A 23,293-nucleotide genomic window follows, 5' to 3' on the forward strand; every position below is an offset into this window, starting at 1 on the left:
GCCGCGCCCGCGCGGGGCGGCCCGGCGGGCGGCCCGTGGGCGGCGCACACCGCGGCACCGTTGCGGTGCATGCGGGCTACCGATTGGCCGGTCTGGGGCGACCGACTTCCGGGTATAATTACGGCCTTCCTTTCGCCCCACGTCGCCACCTCGCGCGACTCATCGACGTCAGTCCAGCCCATGGCTCACTTCTCGTGTTTTCCCGGCGCTTCGGCCCTCTCCGATTTCCGTCAAACCCGTCTGCTCGACACGCTCAAGCAAATCGACGCCAACATCGTCGCGGTGCGCGGGCAGTTCCTGCACTTCGTCAATGCGGCCGAGCCGCTGTCGGCCGACGACAGCGCGCGCATCGACGCGCTGATGCACTACGGCGCGCCGTTCGAGCCCGCGACCGAGAAGGGCACGGCCGAGACCTTCGTCGTGCTGCCGCGCTTCGGCACGGTCTCGCCGTGGGCGAGCAAGGCGACCGACATCGCGCAGCACTGCGGCCTCACGCAGGTGCGCCGCATCGAGCGCGGCGTCGAGTTCACGGTCACGCTGAAGTCGGGCCTGCTCGGCGGCAAGAAGGCGCTGTCGGACGATGCTCGCGCGGCCGTCGCAGCCGCGCTGCATGACCGGATGACCGAAAGCGTGGTCGCGGCGCGTGACGACGCGAAGCACCTGTTCGACGAACTGCCGGCCAAGCCGCTCGCGAGCGTCGACGTGCTGGGCGTCGGCCGTGGTGCGCTCGAACGCGCGAACGTCGAGCTGGGCCTCGCGCTCGCCGACGACGAGATCGACTACCTGGTCGACGCGTTCCGCAAGCTCGAACGCAATCCGACCGACGTGGAACTGATGATGTTCGCGCAGGCGAACAGCGAGCACTGCCGCCACAAGATCTTCAACGCGCAGTGGACGATCGACGGCGAAGCGCAGGACATGTCGCTGTTCGCGATGATTCGCAACACCGAAAAGCTGAACCCGCAGGGCACGATCGTCGCGTATTCGGACAACTCGTCGATCATGGTCGGCGCCGAAGCCGAACGCTGGTTCCCGCGCAACGCGGGCGCGGCTGGCGAGCCGGGCGAGCGCTACGGCCGCCACACCGAGCTCACGCACACGCTGATGAAGGTCGAGACGCACAACCACCCGACGGCGATCTCGCCGTTCCCGGGTGCGGCGACCGGCGCGGGCGGCGAGATCCGCGACGAAGGCGCCACGGGCCGCGGTGCGCGTCCGAAGGCCGGCCTCACGGGTTTCACCGTGTCGAACCTCGATCTGCCCGACGCACGCCAGTCGTGGGAAAACGCACGCGACGCGGCCCAGCCGGTCGGCGAGCGCAACCCGAACGACGCGCACGGCCCGTACGGCCGTCCGGACCGCATCGCGTCGCCGCTGCAGATCATGATCGACGGCCCGCTCGGCGGCGCTGCGTTCAACAACGAATTCGGCCGTCCGAACCTCGGCGGCTATTTCCGCGTGTACGAGCAGAACGTCGGCGGGAAGGTGCAGGGCTATCACAAGCCGATCATGATCGCGGGCGGCCTCGGCAACATCGCCGACCAACATACGCACAAGCATGACGTGCCGGCCGGCTCGCTGCTGATCCAGATCGGCGGCCCCGGCATGCGGATCGGGATGGGCGGCGGCGCCGCGAGCTCGATGGCGACCGGCGCGAACACGGCCGAACTCGACTTCGACTCGGTGCAGCGCGGCAACCCCGAAATCGAGCGTCGCGCGCAGGAAGTGATCAACGGCTGCTGGCAGCTCGGCGCGGAAAACCCGATCCTGAGCATCCACGACGTCGGCGCGGGCGGCCTGTCGAACGCGTTCCCCGAGATCGTCGACGGTGCGGGCAAGGGCGCGCGCTTCGAGCTGCGCAAGGTCGCGCTCGAGGAATCGGGCCTGTCGCCGCGCGAAATCTGGTCGAACGAAGCGCAGGAGCGCTACGTGCTGGCGATCGCGCCGGCCGACCTGCCGCGCTTCGAGGCGATCTGCGCACGTGAGCGCTGCCCGTTCGCGGTGGTCGGTGTCGCAACCGACGAACGCCAGCTGAAGCTCGTCGACGACGAAGCGACGGGCACCGACGAATACCCGGTCGACATGCCGATGGAAGTGCTGCTCGGCAAGCCGCCGCGCATGCATCGCGACGTCGCGCGCGTGGCGACCGAGCGCGTGCCGGTCGACGTGACGGGCATCGCGCTGTCGGAAGTCGCGGTCGACGTGCTGAAGCACCCGACGGTCGGCAGCAAGTCGTTCCTGATCACGATCGGCGACCGCTCGGTCGGCGGCACGTCGGTGCGCGACCAGATGGTCGGCCCGTGGCAGGTGCCGGTGGCCGACTGCGCGGTCACCGCGCTCGACTACGCGGGCTTCAAGGGCGAAGCGATGACGATGGCCGAGCGCACGCCGCTCGCGGTGATCGATGCACCGGCATCGGGCCGCATGGCGGTCGGCGAGGCGATCACGAACATCGCGAGCGCGCCGATTGCGTCGCTCGACAAGCTGAAGCTGTCGGCGAACTGGATGGCTGCATGCGGCACGGCCGGCGAAGATGCCGCGCTGTTCGACACGGTCAAGGCGATCGGCATGGAGCTGTGCCCGGCACTCGGGATCGGTATCCCGGTCGGCAAGGATTCGCTGTCGATGAAGACGAAGTGGGACGAACAGGGCGTCGCGAAGGAAGTGGTGTCGCCGGTGTCGCTGATCATCTCCGCGTTCGCGCCGGTCGAGGATGTACGCCGTCACCTGACGCCGCAACTGCGCCGCATCGCCGACGCGGGCGACAGCGTGCTGATCGCGATCGATCTCGGCCGCGGCAAGAACCGGATGGGCGGCAGCATCTTCGCGCAGGTTACGCAGCAGGTCGGCGACACGACGCCGGACGTTGACGACGCAGAAGACCTGAAGCGTTTCTTCAACGCGATCCAGTCGCTCAATGCGCAAGACAAGCTGCTCGCATACCACGACCGCTCGGACGGCGGCCTGTGGGCGACGGTATGTGAAATGGCGTTCGCGGGCCACGCGGGCGTGTCGCTGAACGTCGACATGCTGACGCTCGACCCGAATCACGAATCCGACTACGGCGACGCGAAGGACTGGGCGAAGCAGACGAGCGGCCGTCGCGAAGACCGCACGCTGCGCGCGCTGTTCTCCGAGGAACTCGGCGCCGTCGTGCAGGTGCGTGCGACCGATCGTGACGCGGTGCTCGGCGCGCTGCGCGAGTTCGGCCTGTCGGCGTGCTCGCACGTGATCGGCTCGGTCAACGACCGCGACGTGATCGAGGTGTATCGCGACGCGAAGAAGGTCTTCGACGCACCGCGCACCGAACTCCATCGCGCATGGAGCGAAGTGAGCTGGCGCATCGCGCGCCTGCGCGACAACCCCGCATGCGCGGATGCCGAATACGACGCGCTGCTCGACGTGGCCGATCCGGGCATCTCGCCGGTACTGAGCTTCGATCCGGCCGACGACATCGCCGCGCCGTTCATCGCGACGGGCGCGCGGCCGCGCGTCGCGATCCTGCGCGAGCAGGGCGTGAACTCGCATCTTGAAACGGCCTACGCGTTCGATCGCGCGGGCTTCGATGCACACGACGTGCACATGAGCGACCTGCTGGCCGGCCGTGCGACCCTCGCCGATTTCGCGGGCGCGGTCGCCTGCGGTGGCTTCTCGTACGGTGACGTGCTGGGCGCGGGCGAAGGCTGGGCGAAGACGATCCGTTTCAACGCGAACCTCGCCGACATGTTCTCGGCGTTCTTCGCGCGTCCGGACACGTTCGCCCTCGGCATCTGCAATGGCTGCCAGATGCTGTCGAGCATCGCGTCGATGATCCCGGGCGCGGAAGCGTGGCCGAAGTTCACGCGCAACAAGTCCGAGCAGTTCGAGGCGCGCTTCTCGTTCGTCGAAGTGGAAAAGTCGCCGTCGATCTTCTTCGCGGGGATGGAAGGCTCGCGGATTCCGGTCGCGGTCGCGCACGGCGAAGGCTACGCGGACTTCTCGCAGCAGGGCGACATCGATCGCGTCGCGGTCGCGATGCGTTACGTCGACCACCGCGGCGAAGCGACCGAGGCCTATCCGTTCAACCCGAACGGCTCGCCGGCCGGTATCACGTCGGTCACGACGGCCGACGGCCGCTTCTCGGTGCTGATGCCGCACATGGAGCGTGTGCATCGTACGGTCGCGATGAGCTGGCACCCGGAAAGCTGGGGTGAAGCGAGCCCGTGGATGCGCGTGTTCCGCAACGCGCGCCGCTGGATCGGCTGATCGGGATGATGTTCGACCCGAACGCACCGGTCGAGGTCGTCACGCTGCGCGACCAGCGCGCAAGCGAGGGCGACGCGATCGGTCGCGTGATCGTCGCTGCGTTCGCGGGCGAGCCGGAAGGCGGGCAGTTCGAACGGCGGATCGTCGATACGCTGCGTGCGGACGGTGCGTTGAGCGTCTCGCTCGTCGCGGAGCGCGACGGCCGCCTGATCGGGCATGTTGCGTTCTCGCCGGTGTCGATCGGTGGCGAACCGTCCGGCAGCCAGGGCTGGTACGGGCTGGCACCGCTCGCGGTGCTGCCCGACTGCCAGCGGCAGAGCATCGGTGCGGGGTTGGTGCGCACGGGGCTTGACGCGTTGCGCCGGCTTGGCGCACGCGGCTGCGTGCTGCTCGGCGAACCCGCGTATTACACGCGGTTCGGCTTTGCGCCGTCCGGCGACATCGTGTTCCCGGGCGTGCCGCCCGAGTATTTCCTCGCGCTGTCGCTCGACGATTCGGCGCCGCGGCCGTCGGGTGACGTTCGCTATCACGACGTGTTCTATCCCGCGTAGCCGGCGCTTGCGGTGTGCGTGAATCCGGTACGGAAAGGGCCGCTCTTTGGAGCGGCCTTTTTCTTTTGCCGGGCTGCAAGCGCATCGTGACGCGGCCGCAGGCAGTGCGCGAGCAATAAAAAAGCCGCTCCGAAGAGCGGCTTTTCGATACACGGGCGACGAGCGCCCGCGTTACTGGATCTTTGCCTGCTGGCGCAGACCTTCCTCGAACGCCTGCAGCTTCTGCTGCACGAGTTGCTGCGCGATCTGTGCCTTCACCTGATCGAACGGCGGCGGGGCGATGTCGCGGATGTCGTCGACACGGATGATGTGCCAGCCGAACTGCGTCTTCACCGGCGTGTCGGTCATCTGGCCTTTCTGCAGCTTCTGCGCGGCCGCCGCGAATTCCGGCACGTACGCCTTCGGGTCGGACCAGTCGAGATCGCCGCCGTTCTTGCCCGAACCCGGATCCTTCGAGTACTGCTTCGCGAGATCCTCGAACTTCGCGCCGGCCTTGATCTTCGCGATCAGGTCCTTCGCCTGCTGCTCGTTGTCGACGAGGATGTGGTGCAGGTGGTATTCACGATTGCCGCCGGCGCCCTTGACCAGGTCGTCGTAACGCGCCTTCACTTCGGCATCGGTCGGCTGGTTCTTCTTCAGGAAGCTCTCGATCATCGAACGCAGCACGACGGTCTGCTGCGCGACGGCGATTTGCGCCTTCACGTCCGGACGGTTCGGGATGCCTTCGCGGATCGCTTCCTGCATCAGGATTTCGCGGTTCACGAGTTCCTGGCGAACGGCCTGCTGCAGTTGCGGGCTGTCGGTCTGGCCTTGCTGGACGAGCTGAGCAACCATCGCGTCGGCGCGCGACTTCGGAATCGGCGTGCCGTTGACGACGGCGATGTTCTGGGCAAATGCCGGTGCCGCTGCAAAAGCAGCCGCCGCGACCCACAGGCGGGGGGATTTCAGGATCATCGGGAATTCCTAATGAGACTAGATTGAAGATTCGTTGAATTCTTCGGGCGTGTAAGCCACGATCGCGAGCGCGTGAATGCCGCGCTGCATCGCATCAGCGAGCGCATCATACACCAGCCGGTGCCGCGCGACGCGCGGCTTGCCCGCGAAGGCGGCCGACACGATCGTGACCGTGAAGTGGCCGCCGGCGGACGCGCCGGCGTGGCCCGCGTGCTGCGCGCTGTCGTCGCGCACGGTGAGCGATTCGGGCGCGAGCGCCGCGGTGAGGCGCGCTTCGATCAGCGCGATGCGTTCGTCGGGCGACGCGTGGAGAAAGGCGTCCGTCATGTCACTCGTCCTTCAGGTATTTCGTGAGCCACAGGCTTTGCAGGATGATGAATACGACCATCGCGCCCGTCGTGCCGAACAGCTTGAAGTTCACCCATTGCGATTCGGTGAAGTTGTGCACCACGTACAGGTTCGCGACGCCGAGCACCGCGAAGAACAGCGCCCAGGCGACGTTCAGCTTGTCCCACACGGGGTGCGGCAGCGTGAGCTGCTTGCCCATCATCTTCTCGATCAGGTTGTTGCCGAACGCATAGCGCGCGGCGAGCAGCCCGATCGCAAACAGCCAGTACAGCACAGTCGGTTTCCATTGAATGAATTTCTCGTCATGCAGGACGAGGGTGGCGCCACCGAAAACGACGATCACGCCGAGGCTGACCCACAGCATCGTGTCGACCTTCCGGTGCCGGAAGGCAACCCATGCGACCTGGGCCAGCGTCGCGACGATCGCGACGGCGGTAGCGGTAAAGATGCCCCAGACCTTGAAGGCGGCAAAAAACAGGATGATCGGAAACAGATCGAACAGGAATTTCATGGCGCTCGCAGCTGCGTAAAAGGCCGCTTGCGCGGCCTTTCACCGTTGTAGGGACCCGCCAGGCACCGCCGGAGCGGATCGGGCGGCGCGAGGGGCGCCCCGCGGATCCGCCCGGCGCCGCTCATTCGTTTTCGGGTCGGGACTCGAAGTTTAACGCAGCCGAATTGATGCAGTACCGCAAACCGGTCTGGTCGCGCGGGCCGTCCTCGAAGACGTGGCCGAGATGCGCGCCGCAGTGGTTGCAGCGCACCTCGACGCGCACCATCCCGTGCGAGTAGTCGACCTGTTCGTCGATCACCTCGCTGTTGAGCGGCTTGAAGTAGCTGGGCCAGCCGCAGCCCGAGTGGAATTTGGAGCCGGATTCGAACAGCGGCGTGCTGCAGACGACGCATTTGTAGATGCCGTCGTCTTCGGTGTCGGTGTATTCGCCGGTGAACGCACGCTCGGTGGCCGCGTGCTGCGTGACTTCGTACTGCATCGGCGTGAGCCGGCGGCGCAGCTCGGCGTCGTCCTTCTCGTACGGGAAGGTCTTGTCGTCGGAATCGTGGGACATGTGGGGTTCTCCTGATCGGTCGGTCGAGTCGCGCGGGTTGGGGCTCAGGACGAGCAGCTCACTTCGAGCGACCCGGCCCAGTCGGGCGGCAACGCCGCGTACGCTTCATGCTCCGGTTGTTCGTCGAACGGCCGGCGCAGGATCTGCGCGAGCCGCTCGACTTCCGAAAAATCCTTTTCCTTTGCGCGCCGGATCGCGACTTCGGCGAGATGGTTGCGCAACACGTATTTCGGGTTCACGCGGTTCATCGCGGCTGCACGTGCCGCGTCGTCGCGCGTTTCCTCGGACAGCCTCGCGCGGTAGAGGTTCGCCCACGCATCGAACGCGTCGCGGTCGATGAACAGGTCGCGCACGGGCGCGTCGCGGCTCGCGTCGTGCTTCGAGATCTGCGCGAGCCGGCGGAACGTCAGCGTGAAATCCGCGTGGCTCGCATGCATCGTCTCGAGCAGCTTGTTGGCGAGCTCGGCATCGTTCTCGCGTTCGAGCTCGAGGCCGAGCTTCGCACGCATCGCACGTTCGAGCGTGGGGCCGAACCGTTCCGGGAACTTCGCGAGCACGGCCTGCGCGTCCTCCACTGCACGTTCGGCGCGCGCATCGTCGTCGGCGATGCCGTGCTGCAGGCCGATCAGCGGCAGCAGTGCCTGCGCGAGGCAATAGCAGTTCCAGTGCGCGATGCGCGGCTGCATCCGGTAGGCGTAGCGGCCGCTCGTATCCGAGTGGTTGCAGATGTGGTTCGCGTCGAACGCATCGACGAAGCCGAACGGGCCGTAGTCGATCGTCACGCCGAGGATCGACATGTTGTCGGTGTTCATCACGCCATGGCAGAAGCCGACGGCCTGCCACTGCGCGACGAGATCGGCCGTGCGCAGCGTCGCGGCTTCGAGCAGCGCGAGGTACGGATCGTCGGCGTTGCGGCACTCCGGATAGAAGCGGTCGATCACGTGATCGGCGAGCTGGCGCAGCAGGTCGGGGCGATCGTTCGAGAAGAAGTGCTCGAAGTGGCCGAAGCGCACGAAGCTCTCCGACACGCGCGTGACGACGGCCGACGTTTCGATCTCTTCGCGCACCACCGGCTGGTCGGAACCGATCACCGTCAGTGCGCGCGTGGTCGGGATGCCGAGGTGATGCATCGCTTCCGAGCACAGGAATTCGCGGATCGACGAGCGCAGCACCGCGCGGCCGTCGCCCATCCGCGAATACGGCGTGCGGCCGCTGCCTTTCAGCTGCAGCTCGTAGCGGCGGCCGTCCGTGCCGGTGCGCTCGCCGATCGTCAGCGCGCGGCCGTCGCCGAGCTGGCCGGCCCACACGCCGAACTGGTGGCCGGAATACACCGATGCATACGGCATCGCGTTGGCAGGCCAGTCGCGCGTCGGGTTGCCGGCGAACAGCTCGGCGAAGCCGGGCTGCGCGGCGATCGACGGCGGCAGGTCGAGCAGTTGCGCGACTTCGCCGGAAAAGCCGACGACGTACGGCGCCGCAAGCGGCGCGGCCGGCAGCCGCGTATGAAACGCGTCGCCGAGCGTGACGAACGCGCCAACGGCGGGCTCGCCGAGCGTGGCGGCGAGGTCGGGGAGGGTGTCAGCCGCATCGGCTGCGCTTCGGGAAAACGACATGTTGAGCGCCTCTGGGTAAGCCGATATTGTAAGGCGGCGCCGCGCCGCCCGCATGGTGGCCCGCGCACCGTGCGCCACGCCCGTCCGGGGCCGCTGACGGGCGCGCCGCAGAGGCACCGATTCGCATCCTCACGGAGAACAAGACGATGGGTAAGCCGTTGCTGGGCCAGATGATGGACATGCCGTTACTGGTGTCCTCGCTGATTTCTCATGCCGCGCGGCACGCCGGCGATACGGAGATCGTGTCGAAGCGCGTGGAAGGCGATCTGCATCGCTACACGTACCGCGATTGCGAACGCCGCGCGAAGCAGCTGGCGCAGGCGCTCACGCGGCTCGGCGTCGAATCCGGCGATCGCGTCGGTACGCTCGCGTGGAACGGCTACCGGCATCTGGAAGCGTATTACGGGATCGGCGGCATGGGGGCCGTGTGCCATACGATCAACCCGCGGCTGTTCCCCGAACAGATCGCGTACATCGTCAATCACGCGGAAGACCGCTACGTCTTCTTCGACATCATTTTCGCGCCGCTCGTCGAGGCCATCGCGCCGCAATGTCCGCATGTGAAGGGCTGGGTCGCGATGACGGACGCAGCACACCTGCCGTCCGGCACGACGCCGTTCCTCTGCTACGAAACGCTCGTCGAAGCGGAGGATGGCCACTACGACTGGCCGCGCCTCGACGAGCAGCAGGCGTCGGGGCTCTGCTACACGTCGGGCACGACCGGCAACCCGAAGGGCGTGCTGTATTCGCACCGCTCGACCGTGCTGCACGCGTACGGCGCCGCGCTGCCCGACGCGATGAACCTGTCCGCGATGGACGCCGTGCTGCCCGTCGTGCCGATGTTCCACGTCAACGCATGGGGGCTGCCGTACGCGGTGCCGCTCACGGGCGGCAAGCTCGTGCTGCCCGGCAAGGATCTCGACGGGAAATCGCTGTACGAGCTGATGGAAGCCGAGCGCGTGACGTTCTCCGCGGGCGTGCCGACCGTGTGGCTCGGCCTGCTCAACTACATGCGCGAAGCCGGCGTGCGCTTCTCGACGCTGAACCGCACGGTGATCGGCGGCTCCGCGTGCCCGCCCGCGATGCTGCGTACCTTCGAGGACGAATACGGCGTGCGCGTGATCCACGCATGGGGGATGACCGAGCTGTCGCCGCTCGGCACGCTCGCGAAGCTGAACTGGGCGCAATCGCAGCGGCCGCTCGACGCGCAGCGCAAGCTGCTCGAGAAGCAGGGGCGCGTGATCTGCGGCGTCGACATGCGCATCGTCGGCGACGACGGCCAGGAGCTGCCGTGGGACGGCGTCGCGTTCGGCGAACTGCAGGTGCGCGGCCCGTGGGTGATCGACCACTACTTTCGCGGCGAGTCGTCGCCGCTGTCGGACGGCTGGTTCCCGACCGGCGACGTCGCGACGATCGACCCCGACGGCTTCCTGCAGATCACCGACCGCAGCAAGGACGTGATCAAGTCGGGCGGCGAGTGGATCAGCTCGATCGACATCGAGAACGTCGCGATCGCGCACCCGGGCGTGGCCGAGGCCGCCTGCATCGCCTGTGCGCACCCGAAATGGACCGAGCGCCCGCTGCTCGTCGTGGTGCCGCGCGAAGGGGCGAACCTGAGCCGCGACGCGCTGCTCGCGTTCTACGAAGGCAAGGTCGCGAAATGGTGGATTCCCGACGACGTCGTATTCGTCGAATCGCTGCCGCACACCGCGACCGGCAAGCTGCAGAAGCTGAAGCTGCGCGAGACGTTCCGCGATTTCGTGTTGCCGACGGCGGTCTGCGAGCCGTAACGCCGGGCCCGGGCCGGAAGCGGCTCGTGAAGCAGTCGCCCGATCCGTCCCCGGATCGGGAGCAAAATTCAAATTGAACGACCGTGCTTTTTCGTTGTATGCTGCCTCCGTTCATCCGGACATGCGGCTGTTCGACCGCGCACAATGAAGCGCAGCCACCCCGGCGCGCGATGCATGGAGGCAGGCAGATGGCAGTGGATTACTCGACTCGCGACGGCGTGGCCGTCCTTACACTCAACAATCCGCCCGTCAACGGGCTCGGCCTGTCGACCCGTCAGGGCGTCATGGACGCGCTCGATCGCGCCGCGCAGGACCCGTCGGTCACGGCCATCGTGCTGACCGGCGCGGGACGCGCATTTTCGGGCGGCGCCGACATCACCGAATTCAATACGCCGAAGGCGTTGCAGGAGCCGACGCTGCACACCGTGATTCACGCGGTGGAGGCAAGCGCGAAGCCCGTCGTCGCGGCGCTGCACAGCGTCGTGATGGGCGGCGGCCTCGAGCTCGCGCTCGGCGCGCACTATCGCGTCGCGGCACCGGGCGCGCAGGTCGCGCTGCCCGAAGTGAAGCTCGGCCTGTTGCCGGGCGCGGGCGGCACGCAGCGCCTGCCGCGTGCGGTGGGGCTCGAAACCGCGCTGAACATGATCGTGTCGGGCGCGCCGGTGCCGTCGGAGCAGCTCGCGAAGAGCGGGCTGTTCGACGAAATGGCCGACGGCGACCTGCTCGACGCGGCCGTCGCGTTCGCCCGCAAGGTCGGTGCGCAGAAGGGGCCGCATCCGCGCGTGCGCGATCGCAAGATCGTCCACCCGAACGCCGCGGGCTTCATCCAGTTCGCGCGCAATTCGGCCCGGGCCGCCGCACCGAATTTCCCCGCACCGCACAAGTGCATCGACGCGATCGAGGCCGGCGTGCTGCACGGCTTCGACAAGGGCAGTGTTGCCGAGCGCGAGGGTTTCGTCGCGTTGATGATGACGCCGGAAAGCCGCGCGCTGCGGCATGCGTTCTTCGGCGAGCGCGCCGCGAGCAAGATTCCCGACGTGCCGGCCGATACGCCGCTGCGCGAGATCCGCCGCGTCGGCGTGATCGGCGCGGGCACGATGGGCGGCGGGATCGCGATGAACTTCGTCAACGCAGGCCTGCCCGTCACGCTGCTCGAGACGAAACAGGACGCGCTCGAGCGCGGCGTCGCGACGATCCGCAAGAACTACGACGCGCAGGTGAAGAAGGGCAAGCTCACGCAGGAGAAGCTCGATGCGCGCATGGCGCTGATCACGCCGACGCTGTCCTACGACGACCTGAAGGACGCCGACCTGATCGTCGAGGCCGTGTTCGAGGAACTCGGCGTGAAGGAGCAGGTGTTCAAGAAGCTCGACGAAGTCGCGAAGGCGGGTGCGATCCTCGCGTCGAACACGTCGACGCTCGACGTCGACAAGATCGCGGCGTTCACGAAGCGCCCGCAGGACGTCGTCGGCATGCACTTCTTCAGCCCGGCGAACGTGATGAAGCTGCTCGAGGTCGTGCGCGGCGCGCAGACCGCGAAGGACGTGCTCGCCACCGTGATGGCCGTCGCGAAGAAGATCCGCAAGACGGCGGTCGTGTCGGGCGTGTGCGACGGCTTCATCGGCAACCGGATGATCGAGCAGTACATCCGCCAGGCGCTCTTCATGCTCGAGGAAGGCGCGCTGCCCGCGCAAGTCGACCGTGCGATCGAGAAATTCGGTTTCGCGATGGGCCCGTTCCGGATGAGCGACCTCGCCGGCAACGACATCGGCTGGGCGATCCGCAAGCGCCGCTACATCGAGCAGCCCGATCTCCAGTACTCGAAGATTGCCGACCGCCTGTGCGAGCAGGGCCGCTTCGGCCAGAAGACGGGCGCCGGCTGGTACGACTACGTACCGGGCGATCGCAAGGCGAAGCCGTCGTCGCTCGTCGACGAGATGGTCGTCGCGTATTCGAAGGAACGCGGCGTCGAGCGACGCAAGATCGGCGACGACGAGATCGTCGAGCGGCTCGTGTTCGCGCTGGCCAACGAAGGCGCGAAGATCCTCGAAGAGAAGATCGCGTCGAAGGCGTCCGACATCGACATGGTCTACCTGACCGGCTATGGCTTCCCGCTGTGGCGCGGCGGCCCGATGCTGTACGCGGACGTGGTCGGCCTCTACAACGTCGAGCGCGCGATTCGCCGCTACGCGGCGGCACCGAACGGCGACGCATGGCAGCTCGCGCCGTCGATCGCGGAGCTCGCGAAGGCGGGCCGCGGGTTCAACGGCTGACGCGCCGGATCGCGGCGCGACGCACACCCGGAGAAACGCAATGAAACGCACCGACGACGTACTGCTCGTGATCGACGTGCAATACGACTTCATGCCGGGCGGCGCGCTCGCGGTGCCCGACGGCGACGCGGTCGTGCCGGTGATCAACGCGCTGGCGCAACGCTTCGACCAGGTCGTGCTGACGCAGGACTGGCACCCGCGCGAGCACGTGTCGTTCGCGGCGAACCACCCGGGCCGCGAACCGTTCTCCACGCTCGCGCTGCCGTACGGCGAGCAGGTGTTGTGGCCCGTGCACTGCGTGCAGGACACCGACGGCGCGGCGTTGCATCGCGACCTCGACATCCCGCACGCGCGGCTCGTGATCCGCAAGGGCGGCGATGCGCAGGTCGACAGCTATTCCGCGTTCGTCGAAGCCGACCGCACGACGCGCACCGGGCTCGCGGGCTATCTGCGCGAGCTCGGCGCGAAGCGCGTGTGGTGCTGCGGGCTCGCGACCGACTACTGCGTCGCGTGGTCGGCGCTCGATGCGCGAGCGGCCGGTTTCGAAGCCGCAGTGATCAACGATGCGTGCCGCGCGATCGACCTGAACGGGTCGCTCGCCCACGCATGGCAACAGATGCAGGCAGCGGGCGTCGCGCATGTGACGTCCGCGGGCGCGCGCCCGCAGGCGTAGCGCATTCCCCATCCGATTCAGGACATGATGCAGGACCGAAGGAGACTCGCATGACCGAAGCCGTAATCGTATCGACCGCCCGCACGCCGCTGGCGAAATCCTGGCGCGGTGCTTTCAACATGACGCACGGCGCGACGCTCGGCGGCCACGCGGTCGCGGCCGCGCTCGAACGCTCGAAGCTCGACCCCGCACGCGTCGAGGACGTGATCATGGGGTGCGCGAACCCCGAAGGCGCGACCGGCGCGAACATCGCGCGGCAGATCGCACTGCGCGCGGGGCTGCCCGTGACGGTGCCGGGGATGACGGTGAACCGTTTCTGCTCGTCCGGGCTGCAGACCATCGCACTGGCCGCGCAACGGATCATCGCGGGTGAAGGCGAAGTGTATGTGGCGGGCGGCGTCGAATCGATCTCGTGCGTGCAGAACGAGATGAACCACCACATGATCCAGGAAGGCTGGCTCGTGCAGCACAAGCCCGAGATCTACTGGAACATGCTGCAGACCGCCGAGAACGTCGCGAAGCGCTACGGCATCTCGAAGGAGCGGCAGGACGAGTACGGCGTGCAGTCGCAACTGCGGGCGGCGGCCGCGCAGGAAGCCGGGCGCTTCCGCGACGAGATCGCGCCGATCACCGTGCTCGCGGGCCTCGCCGACAAGGCGACGGGCCGCCTGTTCACGAAGGAAGTGACGGTCTCGGCCGATGAAGGGATCCGCCCCGACACGACGCTCGAGGGCGTGTCGAAGATCCGGTCGGCCGTGCCGGGTGGCGTGATCACCGCCGGCAACGCGAGCCAGTTCTCGGACGGCGCGTCGGCCTGCGTCGTGATGAGCGCCGACGCCGCGCAGCGCGAAGGGCTGCAGCCGCTCGGCGTGTTCCGCGGTTTCGCGGTGGCCGGGTGCGAGCCGGACGAGATGGGCATCGGCCCCGTGTTCGCGGTACCCAAGCTGCTGAAGCAGGCAGGGCTGAAGGTCGACGATATCGGCCTGTGGGAATTGAACGAAGCGTTCGCGGTGCAGGTGCTGTACTGTCGCGACACGCTCGGGATTCCTGAAGATCGACTGAACGTGAACGGCGGCGCGATCGCGGTCGGCCATCCGTACGGCGTATCGGGCGCACGCCTGACGGGCCATGCGCTGATCGAAGGCAAGCGGCGCGGCGTGAAGTACGTGGTCGTCACGATGTGCATCGGCGGCGGGCAGGGCGCAGCCGGCCTGTTCGAAATCCTCTGATCTTTGGCAGATGGCGGCCGCGGTTTCGCTTCGGCGAGGCAGGCGGCCGCGACGCGAATCGGTGCGACTGAACCACCATTCGAAACAATCGGGAAGCAAAAGGCATGCGCCCGGCAATGCCGTTTCCCCTTACTTGTCAAACGAATTGCCCCACCTATACTTGCTCTGACATTTGCCTTTCGGCACGATGGGCCGGATCATGCGTCGCGCGATCCGTGCCGCGAAGGTTCGAACCAACGCAGCAGACCGACCGGGGACCGAATGAGTACGACCTATGCAGCCGGGGAACCGCCGCGCGTCGTCAGCGCGGCCGCGAGGCTCTACGCGAAATGCCTGCTGATTGGATTCGCGTTGCTGCCTGCCTATCTGATCGCCTATCTGTGGTTCTTCAGCGACCCGCACGTCGTGTTCGAGAGCCACGCGTTCCATGAAATCGCAATCGCTGCCGCGACCCTCGAAGGCGCGTTCGTCACCTACGTGACGTGGGTGTGCTACCGCTCATCTGGCGAGCCGCTGCTGCGCTGGCTGACACTTGGCTTTCTCGGCTTCGCGATGATCTACGCGCTGCACGGTGCATTCACCGGAATGGCGCATCACAACATCTGGCTGTTCCTGCTGTACGGACCCGCGTCGCGGCTCGTGATGTCGATCCTGCTGCTCACGGGCCTGCTGTCGTATTCGCGTCCGCCCGATCGGATCGAGAAGCGCACCAGCGTGCGCACGTGGCTGCCGTGGATCGTGTTTTTCGTGATCGTGAACGTGGTCGTCGCGTACATCGCATATTCGCCGGTCGCGGGCGCGCTGGGCACACGGCTGTCGATGGAGGGCGGCGCGCTCGTGTTCTCGCTGCTGAACGTCGCCGTGCTGCTCGCGCGGCGGATCCGCTCGCCGCTGATGGTGATCTACGGCGTGTCGATCATGGCGTTCGCGCTGTCGTCGCTCGCGTTCATCCTCGGCAAGCCGTGGAATCACATGTGGTGGCTCGCGCATGCGATTTTCGCCGGCGGCTTCTTCCTGCTCAGCTACGGTGTCGTGCAGGCGCTGCAGACGACGCGCTCATTCTCGGCGATCTACAGCCAGGAAGACCTGATGAGCCGGCTGTCGGAATCGATGGCGCGTACCGAGAGCGCGCTGCAGGAGCTGCGACGCACGAACCAGAAGCTCGAATACATGGCCGCGACCGACCCGATGACGGGCGCGTCGAACCGCCGGCAGTTCATCGCGCAGGTCGAGCGCGAGATGGTGCGGGCCGAGCGTGACGGCACACCGTTCTGCCTGCTCGCGCTCGATCTCGACAATTTCAAGAACATCAACGATGCGTACGGGCACCAGATCGGCGACGAGGTGCTGCGCGGCGTCGTGCGCCAGTGCCTCGATGCGATCCGGCCGGCGGGCGGGCTGGCACGCGTCGGCGGCGAGGAATTCATGGCGTTGCTGCCGGATATGCCGCTCGAAGGCGCGCGGATGACGGCCGAGCGCGTGCGCTCGTCGATCGCGAGCTCGCCATTCGGGCTCGATTTCAAGCGTGTGCAGGTGACGGTCAGCGTGGGCGTCGCGCAATACGGGGCCGACGGCAGCACGGTGGATGCGTTGCTGCGCGTGGTCGACGAGCGCTTGTATCAGGCGAAGCGGGAAGGGCGGAACCGGGTCGTGTCGCGGTGACATGGTTTTGCGCGGCATGCGGGCACCGGTGACCGGGCGCGGGACATTCGGCAACTCGGGCGTACAGCGGCGGTGTCGAGCGCCTCGATCTCTAACGAAGCCCCGGAGGCGGTAACGCCCCGGGGCTTTTGCATGCCCGGTCAGCACGCGTCCGGCGATGCGTTACCGCGATGCCAGGGCCGCCGCGCTCTGCTTCGGCTGCGCATCCTGCATCCGCTGCGACGCCTGCCACCAGTACTTGCCCGCGCGCTGCTGCGGATCGCGGATCGCGAGATACGTCGTACTCCAGAGCTGCGCCGCGTTCGCTTCGGTGGCGTCCGCGCTGCGCGTGCCGAATGCATCGGTCTGGTACTTGCCGTTCACGTACGACCACGTCCACATCTCCGACGTCCGCATGTCGCGTCCGTTCGAGATCACCTGCCAGATCGTCTGCCGCGCCTGCGTGAGCAGCGTGCGTGTCGCGGCCGACAGGTCCTGGCGCGCGAGCTGGCGATCGAGCCCGGCCACCCACATCGCCTGCTGCCACGACCAGATCACCGTGCCGTGATACGCGGAACTCGTGAACTTCGGCCACAGCGCCTGGCTGGCATACGCGGGATTCGCGATCAGCATGCCGGCATCGGTCACGAGCCCGGTCGGGAACGGCCGCGTGACGTCGGCGACGATCCGCTGAAGTTCGTCGTCCGGCGGTGTGCCGAACAGCAGTGCGAAGCCGCCGTCGGAATTCATCACCGGAATCGGGTTGCCCTGCTGATCAAGCGACAGTGCGTAGAACGCCAGCGGTGTGCCCGGCGCGGCGCCGGCCGGCACGCCGGCGGACGGCGCATAGGCCGACACGTCGGTGGCTGCCTGCGCGGCCGGCACGCTGACCTGGAACAGCGATGGTGCCTGCGTTTCCCATGTGGCCGCCTGGTTCGCCGTGTTGGCGAGCGTCGCGCGCTGTCCGGCATCCAGATACGGATCTAGCAGGCCGCGCGTGAGGAATGCGTTCGCTGCGCGCAACGCGGCGGGCACGAGCACCGCGTTCACGTCGTATGGGTAGACGCCGCCGCCGAGCCCGTCGGTGCTGTCGCGCCAGTTGCCGACGATCTCGCCGGGCCGCAGGTGGATCAGGTTCGCGACCGACGGCTGCTGCGCGAATGGCTGAGCGGTTGACGCGACGTGCAGCAGGTTGACGACCAGGCGGCTGCCATTGGTCTGCCCGTCGCTGCCGCGCTGCGCGAGATACGCGGCCGCGCGGGCCTGGCCCCGCGTGTCGTCGATCAGCCACGCGGCCGCGATCGGCGCGAGCAGGTAGTCGCTGTCGATCATCTTGTAATCGTAGGTCGGCGTCGGATCGTTCGGCCGGCCGTTCTTCTGGTTGTCGACGAGGGCGAATTCGCCGATCCCTTCTTCGTGTGCGACCTTGCCGTCGGTCGACAGCCGGCTCAGCACCGACGACAGACCGGCCTCGACCGCCGCGGGTTCGAGCACGGGCATCAGCATGCGTACCGAGATCAGCGTGTCGCGGCCGAAGTAGGTGTCGTACTGCCACGAACCGGCCAGCAGCTTGTCGTGGAAGCTCAGGAACTCGAGCACGTTCTGGCTCACCGGGTCGGGGTTCACGGACGGCGCGAGCAGGTCGGTGCGCGTGATCGGCGATAACGGTGTCTCGCCCGACAGCGCGTCGACATGCAGTCGCAATGTGTGCGAGCCCGCCGGTGCGCTCAGGACGAGCTTGCCGCCCGCCGCCGGCGTAATGCTGCCGCCGTCGCGCAGCGTGATGCGCAGTGAATAGCCGGGCGCGCCATCGATCCGGTCGCGTTGCCATTGCGCGGCGCCGCCCTGGACCGTCGGCGCGGTGAGGATCTGCTGCGGAATCGTCGCGCCGCCGTTGAAGTCGCGCAGGAAGCGCACGTTGCTGAGTACGCCCTGGCGGATCGTCAGCGTGTTGGTGTCGACCGACACGTCGGCGCCTATGCCGTACAGCGGACGACCGTGCGTGTCGGGAGCCGATAGCGCGGACGGCGACGTATCGAGGCTCCAGTTCACCGGCTGTGCGGTGTCGTCGAACCACAGCCCGGTGCCGCTGTTGCCGGCGGGGAAGACCACGAGCAACCGTGGTTTCGTCGACGAGCGCACCAGCAGGTGCGCGGCGACCTTGTCCTGCCGGTAGAACGCGTTGATCTGGCCGCCGTTGTCCATGCGGAACGACAGCGCCGCAGTGTTCGACGGCGGGTTGCTCGATTTGACGTCGTCGTCATTGCAGGCCGCAAGCAGGCCGGCGCAGATGAATCCGAGACACAGCGACTTCGCAAGGCGATGCATGTTGATGTCCCTCCTGATGACTGGCGATTTTTATGAGAATTATCGAGTGAGCGGCTGCTCGGCTTGCTTCGTCCGGTATTGCGGAATTCCTGGGAATGATGGAATTAATCCGGGCGTGATTCGGGGGTGAATTGAATGGGAAATAACCGATTGATGGTTAATTCTCGATTTGAAAAAAAGGAGGCGCTGCCCCGGCCAGGCATGAAAGACTTCTCGGTTGAGGCTCCGGTGTAGTGCCGGCGTTGGTGCGTGTGCGCCGTGATAAACAAAACGTAAGCCGTCGTAGGGGATTCTAAAGTTCGGATAAAGTCGAAGTCAATAATGATTTGACGGCTTTCGAATAATGTTCTTAAATGAGGCTGCAATTATTGCTTGCCGAATCGGTAAAATATGCGAATTCATGATGAATTGGGGGCGCTGATTATTGAGGCTGGTGAAATTAGATTGGCAATCGATGTCCGTATTGGCGATTGATTCCGAACCGGGACTGAATCGTGACGGTTCGCTCGTCGCTGTGTCCCGGGTGGGGCAAACGGAAGGCGCGGAATGCGGTGGATCAGGCAATCCGGAGCAGTGAGCAACCGGCGTTCCTGCGACCGGACCGGCGGGTGATCCCGAGAACCGGACGTCACGCGATCGCACCTGCGGCGTCGGCAAGTTTGGTAGGCTTGGGGCTCGCCTCCGCTTACCGAATTGACGCAGTCGGTCACTGATGCGATTCGATATTCGTCTTTTGCGGGGCTGACGATTTTGCGACAGAGCGACTATTCATCGATGGTCGATGGTGGTTGACGTCCCCTTCACTCCGGAGAATGCGCCGTGCTGCACGTGTCCGACGATTCAGTGGTCGTATTGGTTGATTTTCAGACGCGGCTGATGCCGGTGATTCACGACGGGGTAGCCGTTGTCACGCAGGCTGTCCGACTTGCCCGTATCGCGCAGATACTCGAGGTGCCGGTGCTGGGTACCGAGCAGAGCCCAGTCCAGCTGGGCCGGAACGTACCGGAGATCAAGGAGCTGTGTTCGAACACCGTCGTCAAGGACCATTTCGACGCATGCGCGGAGGGCCTGGTCGATGCATTGCCGGCCGGGCGCAATAGCGTGATCGTCGCCGGTTGCGAGGCGCACGTGTGCGTGTTGCAAACGGCGTTCGGGTTGTTGCGCAGCGGCCGCAAAGTCACGGTGGTCAGCGATGCCGTGGGGTCGCGCAAGACGATCGACCGGGATGCGGGGATCGCTCGGCTCGGGGCGGCGGGGGTGCAAATCGCGACGGTCGAGATGATCGCGTTCGAATGGCTGGGCTCCAGCCGGCATCCGCGTTTTCGCGATGGGCTGCGCCTGATCAAGTGAGTCGAGGTGCCGGTGCGCTGACGGAAACCGCGTTCCAGGGGCCGGATGCGTGAATCTCGGGATGTCGGACATTGGAGCCGGCAGGTCCGGTAGGCTGGCTGCCGGCGGTCGCGGGCGGGATCCTCGCGTCGGCGGCCGACACGGAGAAGAATCGGGCATCGTGCGCGAGCGCCCGGTCGCGACCCTCCGACAGGGCAACGACAGTCCTCGTTGTACTGTCGCGCCGTCGCGAAACCTCACCGTCGCGGGGAGGTTTCTCGGCCGCCGACGGCGTTCAGGCTGCTGCCGCCTGATGAAGCGAGTTGTGCTGCTCGCCACCCAGGATATCGATGAGACTGGTGAGCATCCGCCCCAATTCACCGGTCATCAGCGTGACATCCGAGTCGAAGCGTTCAGCGTCGTTCTGCGCGGTCGGATCCGACGCTTCCTTGATCACGTCGAGCGGCGTCACGCGCTTGATCGTCAACGACGGCGTCAGCACGAAGGAGATCCGGTTGTCCCAGGTCATCGCAAGGCGCATGCATTGTTTGCCGGCCTCGATGTGCCGGCGCATGTCGTTCGCTTCCAGCGCGTGGCCGACGTATCGCACCGTGGCGCCGCCTTCGCCGCTCGAGCGCAACTCGGCGTCCTGGTCCACGGTGAATCCGCCCGGCGCTTCGCCGGACAACAGCCAATCCGTCATCGCGGCGACCGGCGAATGCGCCACCTGAACACCGGCGAGCGGCAACTGATCGATCGATTTGACGAGCAGGCCGCGAACGTCGTCGGCAACAGCCTGTGAAGCCGCATCGATGACGAGCCAGCCGTTCACCGTATCGATCCACACGCGGGTGTCGCGGCGAATGGTGAACGCGCGCGGGAGCAGTTCGTCGGTCACTTGCTCCTTGAGCTCGCGCATCTGCTTTCGCCCTACCTTGAAGCCCTGCTGCTCCTCGACTTCGAGCGCTCGCTCCTTGGTCACCTGATTGACGACCGACGCCGGGAGCAGCTTCTTTTCGGCACGAAACGTCAGCAACATTTGCCGGTTGATCGAATACACCAGTGCGCCGTCGTCACGCGGCGACGCCCATCCGTGGCTCTGCATCTCGACGCTGCTGCCCGGCTGAAACGCGTGGGGCGCCAGCCATTTTTCCATCTGATCGGGGGTAACGGCCCAAGGTGCCGGAAGACGGTGAAGCTGAAGGTTCTTGAACCACATAGGAGTACGGGCAAAGCGCACCATTCTATATGACGGTGATGCTTCCGGTGCGGATTCGGTCGGTCGATGTGGCGGTTCAAGTCGTTGACTGTTGTAGCGCCGGGTAGGTGGGCATCGCTCGCTAAATTCGCCACGCGTGTCTTGAAGGGTGATGCTTTGATATTCGCCGATAGCAAAGAAACTCTCCTTCCCAGCAATTCTGCACTTGTATCGCCATAGCCTGGAGCCGGTCGGACTCACCAACAGATCCAGTCCATCGAAGTCGGCAAGTTTGGTACGCTTATCGCCTGCCTTTGCTTGTCGGATCTTGACGGCGTCAAGTGGCACGGTGAAAAAGCGGGTATCGTCTTCGCGTGATCGAAACGATACCCGCTTTGTTACCCGCATCTTTCTCGGCCAGACGCAATTCCCGGCGAACGCGAGCGAACGGTGGAAGGGCGTAAGATGCCCGACTGGCAAGAAGGGTGACAGGCAAGTCGCCGAACCAGAACGAACAGGAGCAACCGAAGTGATCCGTCATATCGTCATGTGGAAGTTGAATCGCGATATGGCGTAGCTCGACATTGATTTTAAAGAAAATATTTGTCGGCAGTAGAGTTTGATACCCGGCCTGATACCCGGTTTTTTCTCGGCTGGGCGCGGACATAAAAAACGGACGGCGAACCGTCCGTTTTGTCTTGGTGGCGCGGCATCATGCTGCCGGCTGCGCGATCGACCGGATCCACGATTGAACCTCTGACTCGACCCACAGGGAGACATTCCGCACCTTCCTCGGCTGCGGAAACTCGTCGCCCTTCATCAGCGCGTAGATGGTGGTCTTGCCAAGCCCAACCAGCTCAAGCACTTGCGGGAGTCGAATGAGGCGTTCGCCGGTTGAGGCGTACGCACCGGCGGCGCCCACGTTGGGAAGCGTCAGGATCTCGGCCGATGCCATTGCGTTCGTGTTGGTCATGCTGCCATCCTTTGCGCCGCCGCGCTGTCGTTTGCCGGCCGTGCGCCCATCTCCTGGTCGATGCGACGCTCGGCCTCTTCGATAGCCTCCCGTGCGTCGCCAATCGTGGCCACCTCGAGCTGCGCGTCGTGGATGATGAGCGCGTCGCAGACGGCCGACAGAGCATCGCCGTCAAACGTCCAGCACCCTGACTCGCGGCCGTGTCGCTCGGCCCGCTCAATGCCTGCCAGCGCGCGGTCGAGCTCGTCGGTGTGCTCGTAGCCGATGCCGCGCTCGGCCATGGCCGCAGCGATATGCATCATCCCGTTGAGCGTCGACCAAGTCGACGCGTCGCCGCGGCCAGATCGCATCCGGTCGAAGGCGATCCGATACGCGATCCCCATGTCCCGCAACTGCGAGTCCAGCAGCCGCCTCCGACCGTGCGCGCGCGCGTCTAGGCGCTCCGCGGCCGATAACGCCCGGCGCGGGTCGTACTTGCTGCGCGGCTTCTTCTTCGTTCCCGCCATTGTCAGAGTCCCCAGTGCTTGCGTGTGATGTCGATGATTTTCTGTGTCGATTCAGTCATGCTAGGATCGCTTCCACATTCGAAAGGAGAGCGCCGTGGCGCACGAACCGACACCAGGCACGGAACCGTTTGTGAAAAGCGGCGACGTTCACTTCTCGTTGACCGTCGACGGCATCGTTCAGCGCTTCTGCGTGTCGCGCGAGGCGCTGGAGGACCACTTCGGCAATCCGCCGGGTGACGCCACCGACCGGCTGGCAGCGTTCGAGCGCGGCAAAGAGCGGATATTCGCGGCGGCCGCCGAAAAACTCGGCATCCCGTCGGGCAACGTGATCGGCGTTGGCACATACGATTTTTGAAGAGCACCACCCATGAAGTCTGTTTTTCTGATGCGCGGCTACGAGATGAACTGCACGCCGCGCCCCACTGATGACGGCAAGTTCGCCGCACAGGTCGAAGTGACGAAGGTCGGCTTCAACCGCGAGGCCGCGTTCCGCTCGCTGGGCGAGTTCGCCACCGAGGCCGAGGCTGTCGCGTACGCGAAGAACTTCTCGGTCGAGTGGCTGAGCCGCTACGGCTGAA

General features: G+C 66.1%; 20 protein-coding genes. 10 read left to right on the forward strand and 10 right to left on the reverse strand.

Translation table 11 applies throughout. The features are described 5' to 3' along the window. Nucleotides 1–180 precede the first annotated feature (180 nt). Both purL and G3O00_RS01405 read left to right on the forward strand, forming a co-directional pair. The gene (purL, locus tag G3O00_RS01400) at nt 181–4,245 is read left to right on the forward strand and encodes a phosphoribosylformylglycinamidine synthase (RefSeq protein WP_206141784.1); all 4,065 of its coding nucleotides are present in this window, start codon (nt 181–183) and stop codon (nt 4,243–4,245) included. Between the two features lie 5 nt (nt 4,246–4,250). Further along, on the forward strand, nt 4,251–4,796 hold the full coding sequence (locus G3O00_RS01405) for an N-acetyltransferase (RefSeq protein WP_174930992.1): 546 nt from the start codon (nt 4,251–4,253) through the stop codon (nt 4,794–4,796). 171 nt (nt 4,797–4,967) lie between these two features. Here the strand turns inward: G3O00_RS01405 and G3O00_RS01410 are convergent, their stop codons facing one another. The 5 genes from G3O00_RS01410 to G3O00_RS01430 form a co-directional block, all read right to left on the reverse strand. After that, on the reverse strand, nt 4,968–5,750 hold the full coding sequence (locus G3O00_RS01410; RefSeq protein WP_011352352.1) for a peptidylprolyl isomerase: 783 nt from the start codon (nt 5,748–5,750) through the stop codon (nt 4,968–4,970). Between the two features lie 18 nt (nt 5,751–5,768). Continuing rightward, entirely contained in the window at nt 5,769–6,077 is a 309-nt protein-coding gene (locus G3O00_RS01415; RefSeq protein WP_011352351.1) for a BolA family protein, read from the reverse strand. A 1-nt stretch (nt 6,078) separates the two neighbouring features. After that, nucleotides 6,079–6,609, reverse strand: a complete 531-nt coding sequence (locus G3O00_RS01420) for a septation protein A (protein WP_011352350.1) — start codon at nt 6,607–6,609, stop codon at nt 6,079–6,081. A gap of 121 nt (nt 6,610–6,730) precedes the next feature. Continuing rightward, nucleotides 6,731–7,162, reverse strand: a complete 432-nt coding sequence (gene msrB / locus G3O00_RS01425; protein WP_206141785.1) for a peptide-methionine (R)-S-oxide reductase MsrB — start codon at nt 7,160–7,162, stop codon at nt 6,731–6,733. 44 nt (nt 7,163–7,206) lie between these two features. Next, entirely contained in the window at nt 7,207–8,775 is a 1,569-nt protein-coding gene (locus G3O00_RS01430) for a protein adenylyltransferase SelO (RefSeq protein ID WP_206141786.1), read from the reverse strand. A gap of 146 nt (nt 8,776–8,921) precedes the next feature. Between G3O00_RS01430 and G3O00_RS01435 the strand changes: the two genes are divergently transcribed. The 5 genes from G3O00_RS01435 to G3O00_RS01455 all read left to right on the forward strand — a co-directional run bounded on the left by G3O00_RS01435 (nt 8,922) and on the right by G3O00_RS01455 (nt 16,402). Beyond that, the gene (locus G3O00_RS01435) at nt 8,922–10,565 is read left to right on the forward strand and encodes a 3-(methylthio)propionyl-CoA ligase (protein WP_206141787.1); all 1,644 of its coding nucleotides are present in this window, start codon (nt 8,922–8,924) and stop codon (nt 10,563–10,565) included. Nucleotides 10,566–10,753: 188 nt separating this feature from the next. Beyond that, nucleotides 10,754–12,838 carry a 3-hydroxyacyl-CoA dehydrogenase NAD-binding domain-containing protein gene (locus G3O00_RS01440; protein ID WP_174930932.1) on the forward strand — a complete coding sequence of 695 codons (2,085 nt, stop codon included), beginning with the start codon at nt 10,754–10,756 and terminating at the stop codon, nt 12,836–12,838. Nucleotides 12,839–12,878: 40 nt separating this feature from the next. Beyond that, nucleotides 12,879–13,511 carry a bifunctional nicotinamidase/pyrazinamidase gene (gene pncA / locus G3O00_RS01445; protein WP_011352345.1) on the forward strand — a complete coding sequence of 211 codons (633 nt, stop codon included), beginning with the start codon at nt 12,879–12,881 and terminating at the stop codon, nt 13,509–13,511. Between the two features lie 50 nt (nt 13,512–13,561). Further along, a complete protein-coding gene (locus G3O00_RS01450) occupies nt 13,562–14,740 on the forward strand; it encodes an acetyl-CoA C-acyltransferase (RefSeq protein WP_011352344.1) in 1,179 nt (392 codons plus the stop codon). A gap of 261 nt (nt 14,741–15,001) precedes the next feature. Continuing rightward, entirely contained in the window at nt 15,002–16,402 is a 1,401-nt protein-coding gene (locus G3O00_RS01455) for a GGDEF domain-containing protein (protein WP_174930931.1), read from the forward strand. A 162-nt stretch (nt 16,403–16,564) separates the two neighbouring features. Here G3O00_RS01455 and G3O00_RS01460 read toward each other — a convergent pair whose 3' ends face one another. Continuing rightward, nucleotides 16,565–18,709, reverse strand: coding sequence for a hypothetical protein (locus tag G3O00_RS01460; RefSeq protein WP_206141788.1), 2,145 nt, complete (start codon nt 18,707–18,709; stop codon nt 16,565–16,567). Between the two features lie 819 nt (nt 18,710–19,528). Between G3O00_RS01460 and G3O00_RS01465 the strand changes: the two genes are divergently transcribed. After that, entirely contained in the window at nt 19,529–20,059 is a 531-nt protein-coding gene (locus tag G3O00_RS01465; protein ID WP_206141789.1) for an isochorismatase family protein, read from the forward strand. Nucleotides 20,060–20,333: 274 nt separating this feature from the next. On the opposite strand, the gene G3O00_RS01470 is transcribed toward G3O00_RS01465, so the two are convergent. From G3O00_RS01470 to G3O00_RS01485, 4 genes are all read right to left on the reverse strand, one after another. Then, nucleotides 20,334–21,257 carry a recombination-associated protein RdgC gene (locus tag G3O00_RS01470; RefSeq protein ID WP_206141790.1) on the reverse strand — a complete coding sequence of 308 codons (924 nt, stop codon included), beginning with the start codon at nt 21,255–21,257 and terminating at the stop codon, nt 20,334–20,336. A gap of 316 nt (nt 21,258–21,573) precedes the next feature. Beyond that, entirely contained in the window at nt 21,574–21,903 is a 330-nt protein-coding gene (locus G3O00_RS01475; protein WP_206141791.1) for a hypothetical protein, read from the reverse strand. 45 nt (nt 21,904–21,948) lie between these two features. After that, nucleotides 21,949–22,209 carry an AlpA family phage regulatory protein gene (locus G3O00_RS01480; RefSeq protein WP_241024890.1) on the reverse strand — a complete coding sequence of 87 codons (261 nt, stop codon included), beginning with the start codon at nt 22,207–22,209 and terminating at the stop codon, nt 21,949–21,951. Continuing rightward, a complete protein-coding gene (locus G3O00_RS01485; protein WP_206141792.1) occupies nt 22,206–22,715 on the reverse strand; it encodes a hypothetical protein in 510 nt (169 codons plus the stop codon). The genes G3O00_RS01480 and G3O00_RS01485 overlap by 4 nt, the downstream gene beginning before the upstream one ends. Before the next feature lie 94 nt (nt 22,716–22,809). On the opposite strand from G3O00_RS01485, the gene G3O00_RS01490 reads away from it, so the two are divergent. Further along, on the forward strand, nt 22,810–23,070 hold the full coding sequence (locus G3O00_RS01490) for a DUF1488 family protein (protein ID WP_206141793.1): 261 nt from the start codon (nt 22,810–22,812) through the stop codon (nt 23,068–23,070). Nucleotides 23,071–23,082: 12 nt separating this feature from the next. Further along, a complete protein-coding gene (locus G3O00_RS01495; RefSeq protein ID WP_206141794.1) occupies nt 23,083–23,292 on the forward strand; it encodes a hypothetical protein in 210 nt (69 codons plus the stop codon). The last annotated feature ends 1 nt before the right edge of the window (nt 23,293 follow it).

It is taken from the genome of Burkholderia sp. Ac-20384 (genome assembly GCF_017104605.1).
GTDB classification, from domain to species: Bacteria; Pseudomonadota; Gammaproteobacteria; order Burkholderiales; family Burkholderiaceae; genus Burkholderia; species Burkholderia lata.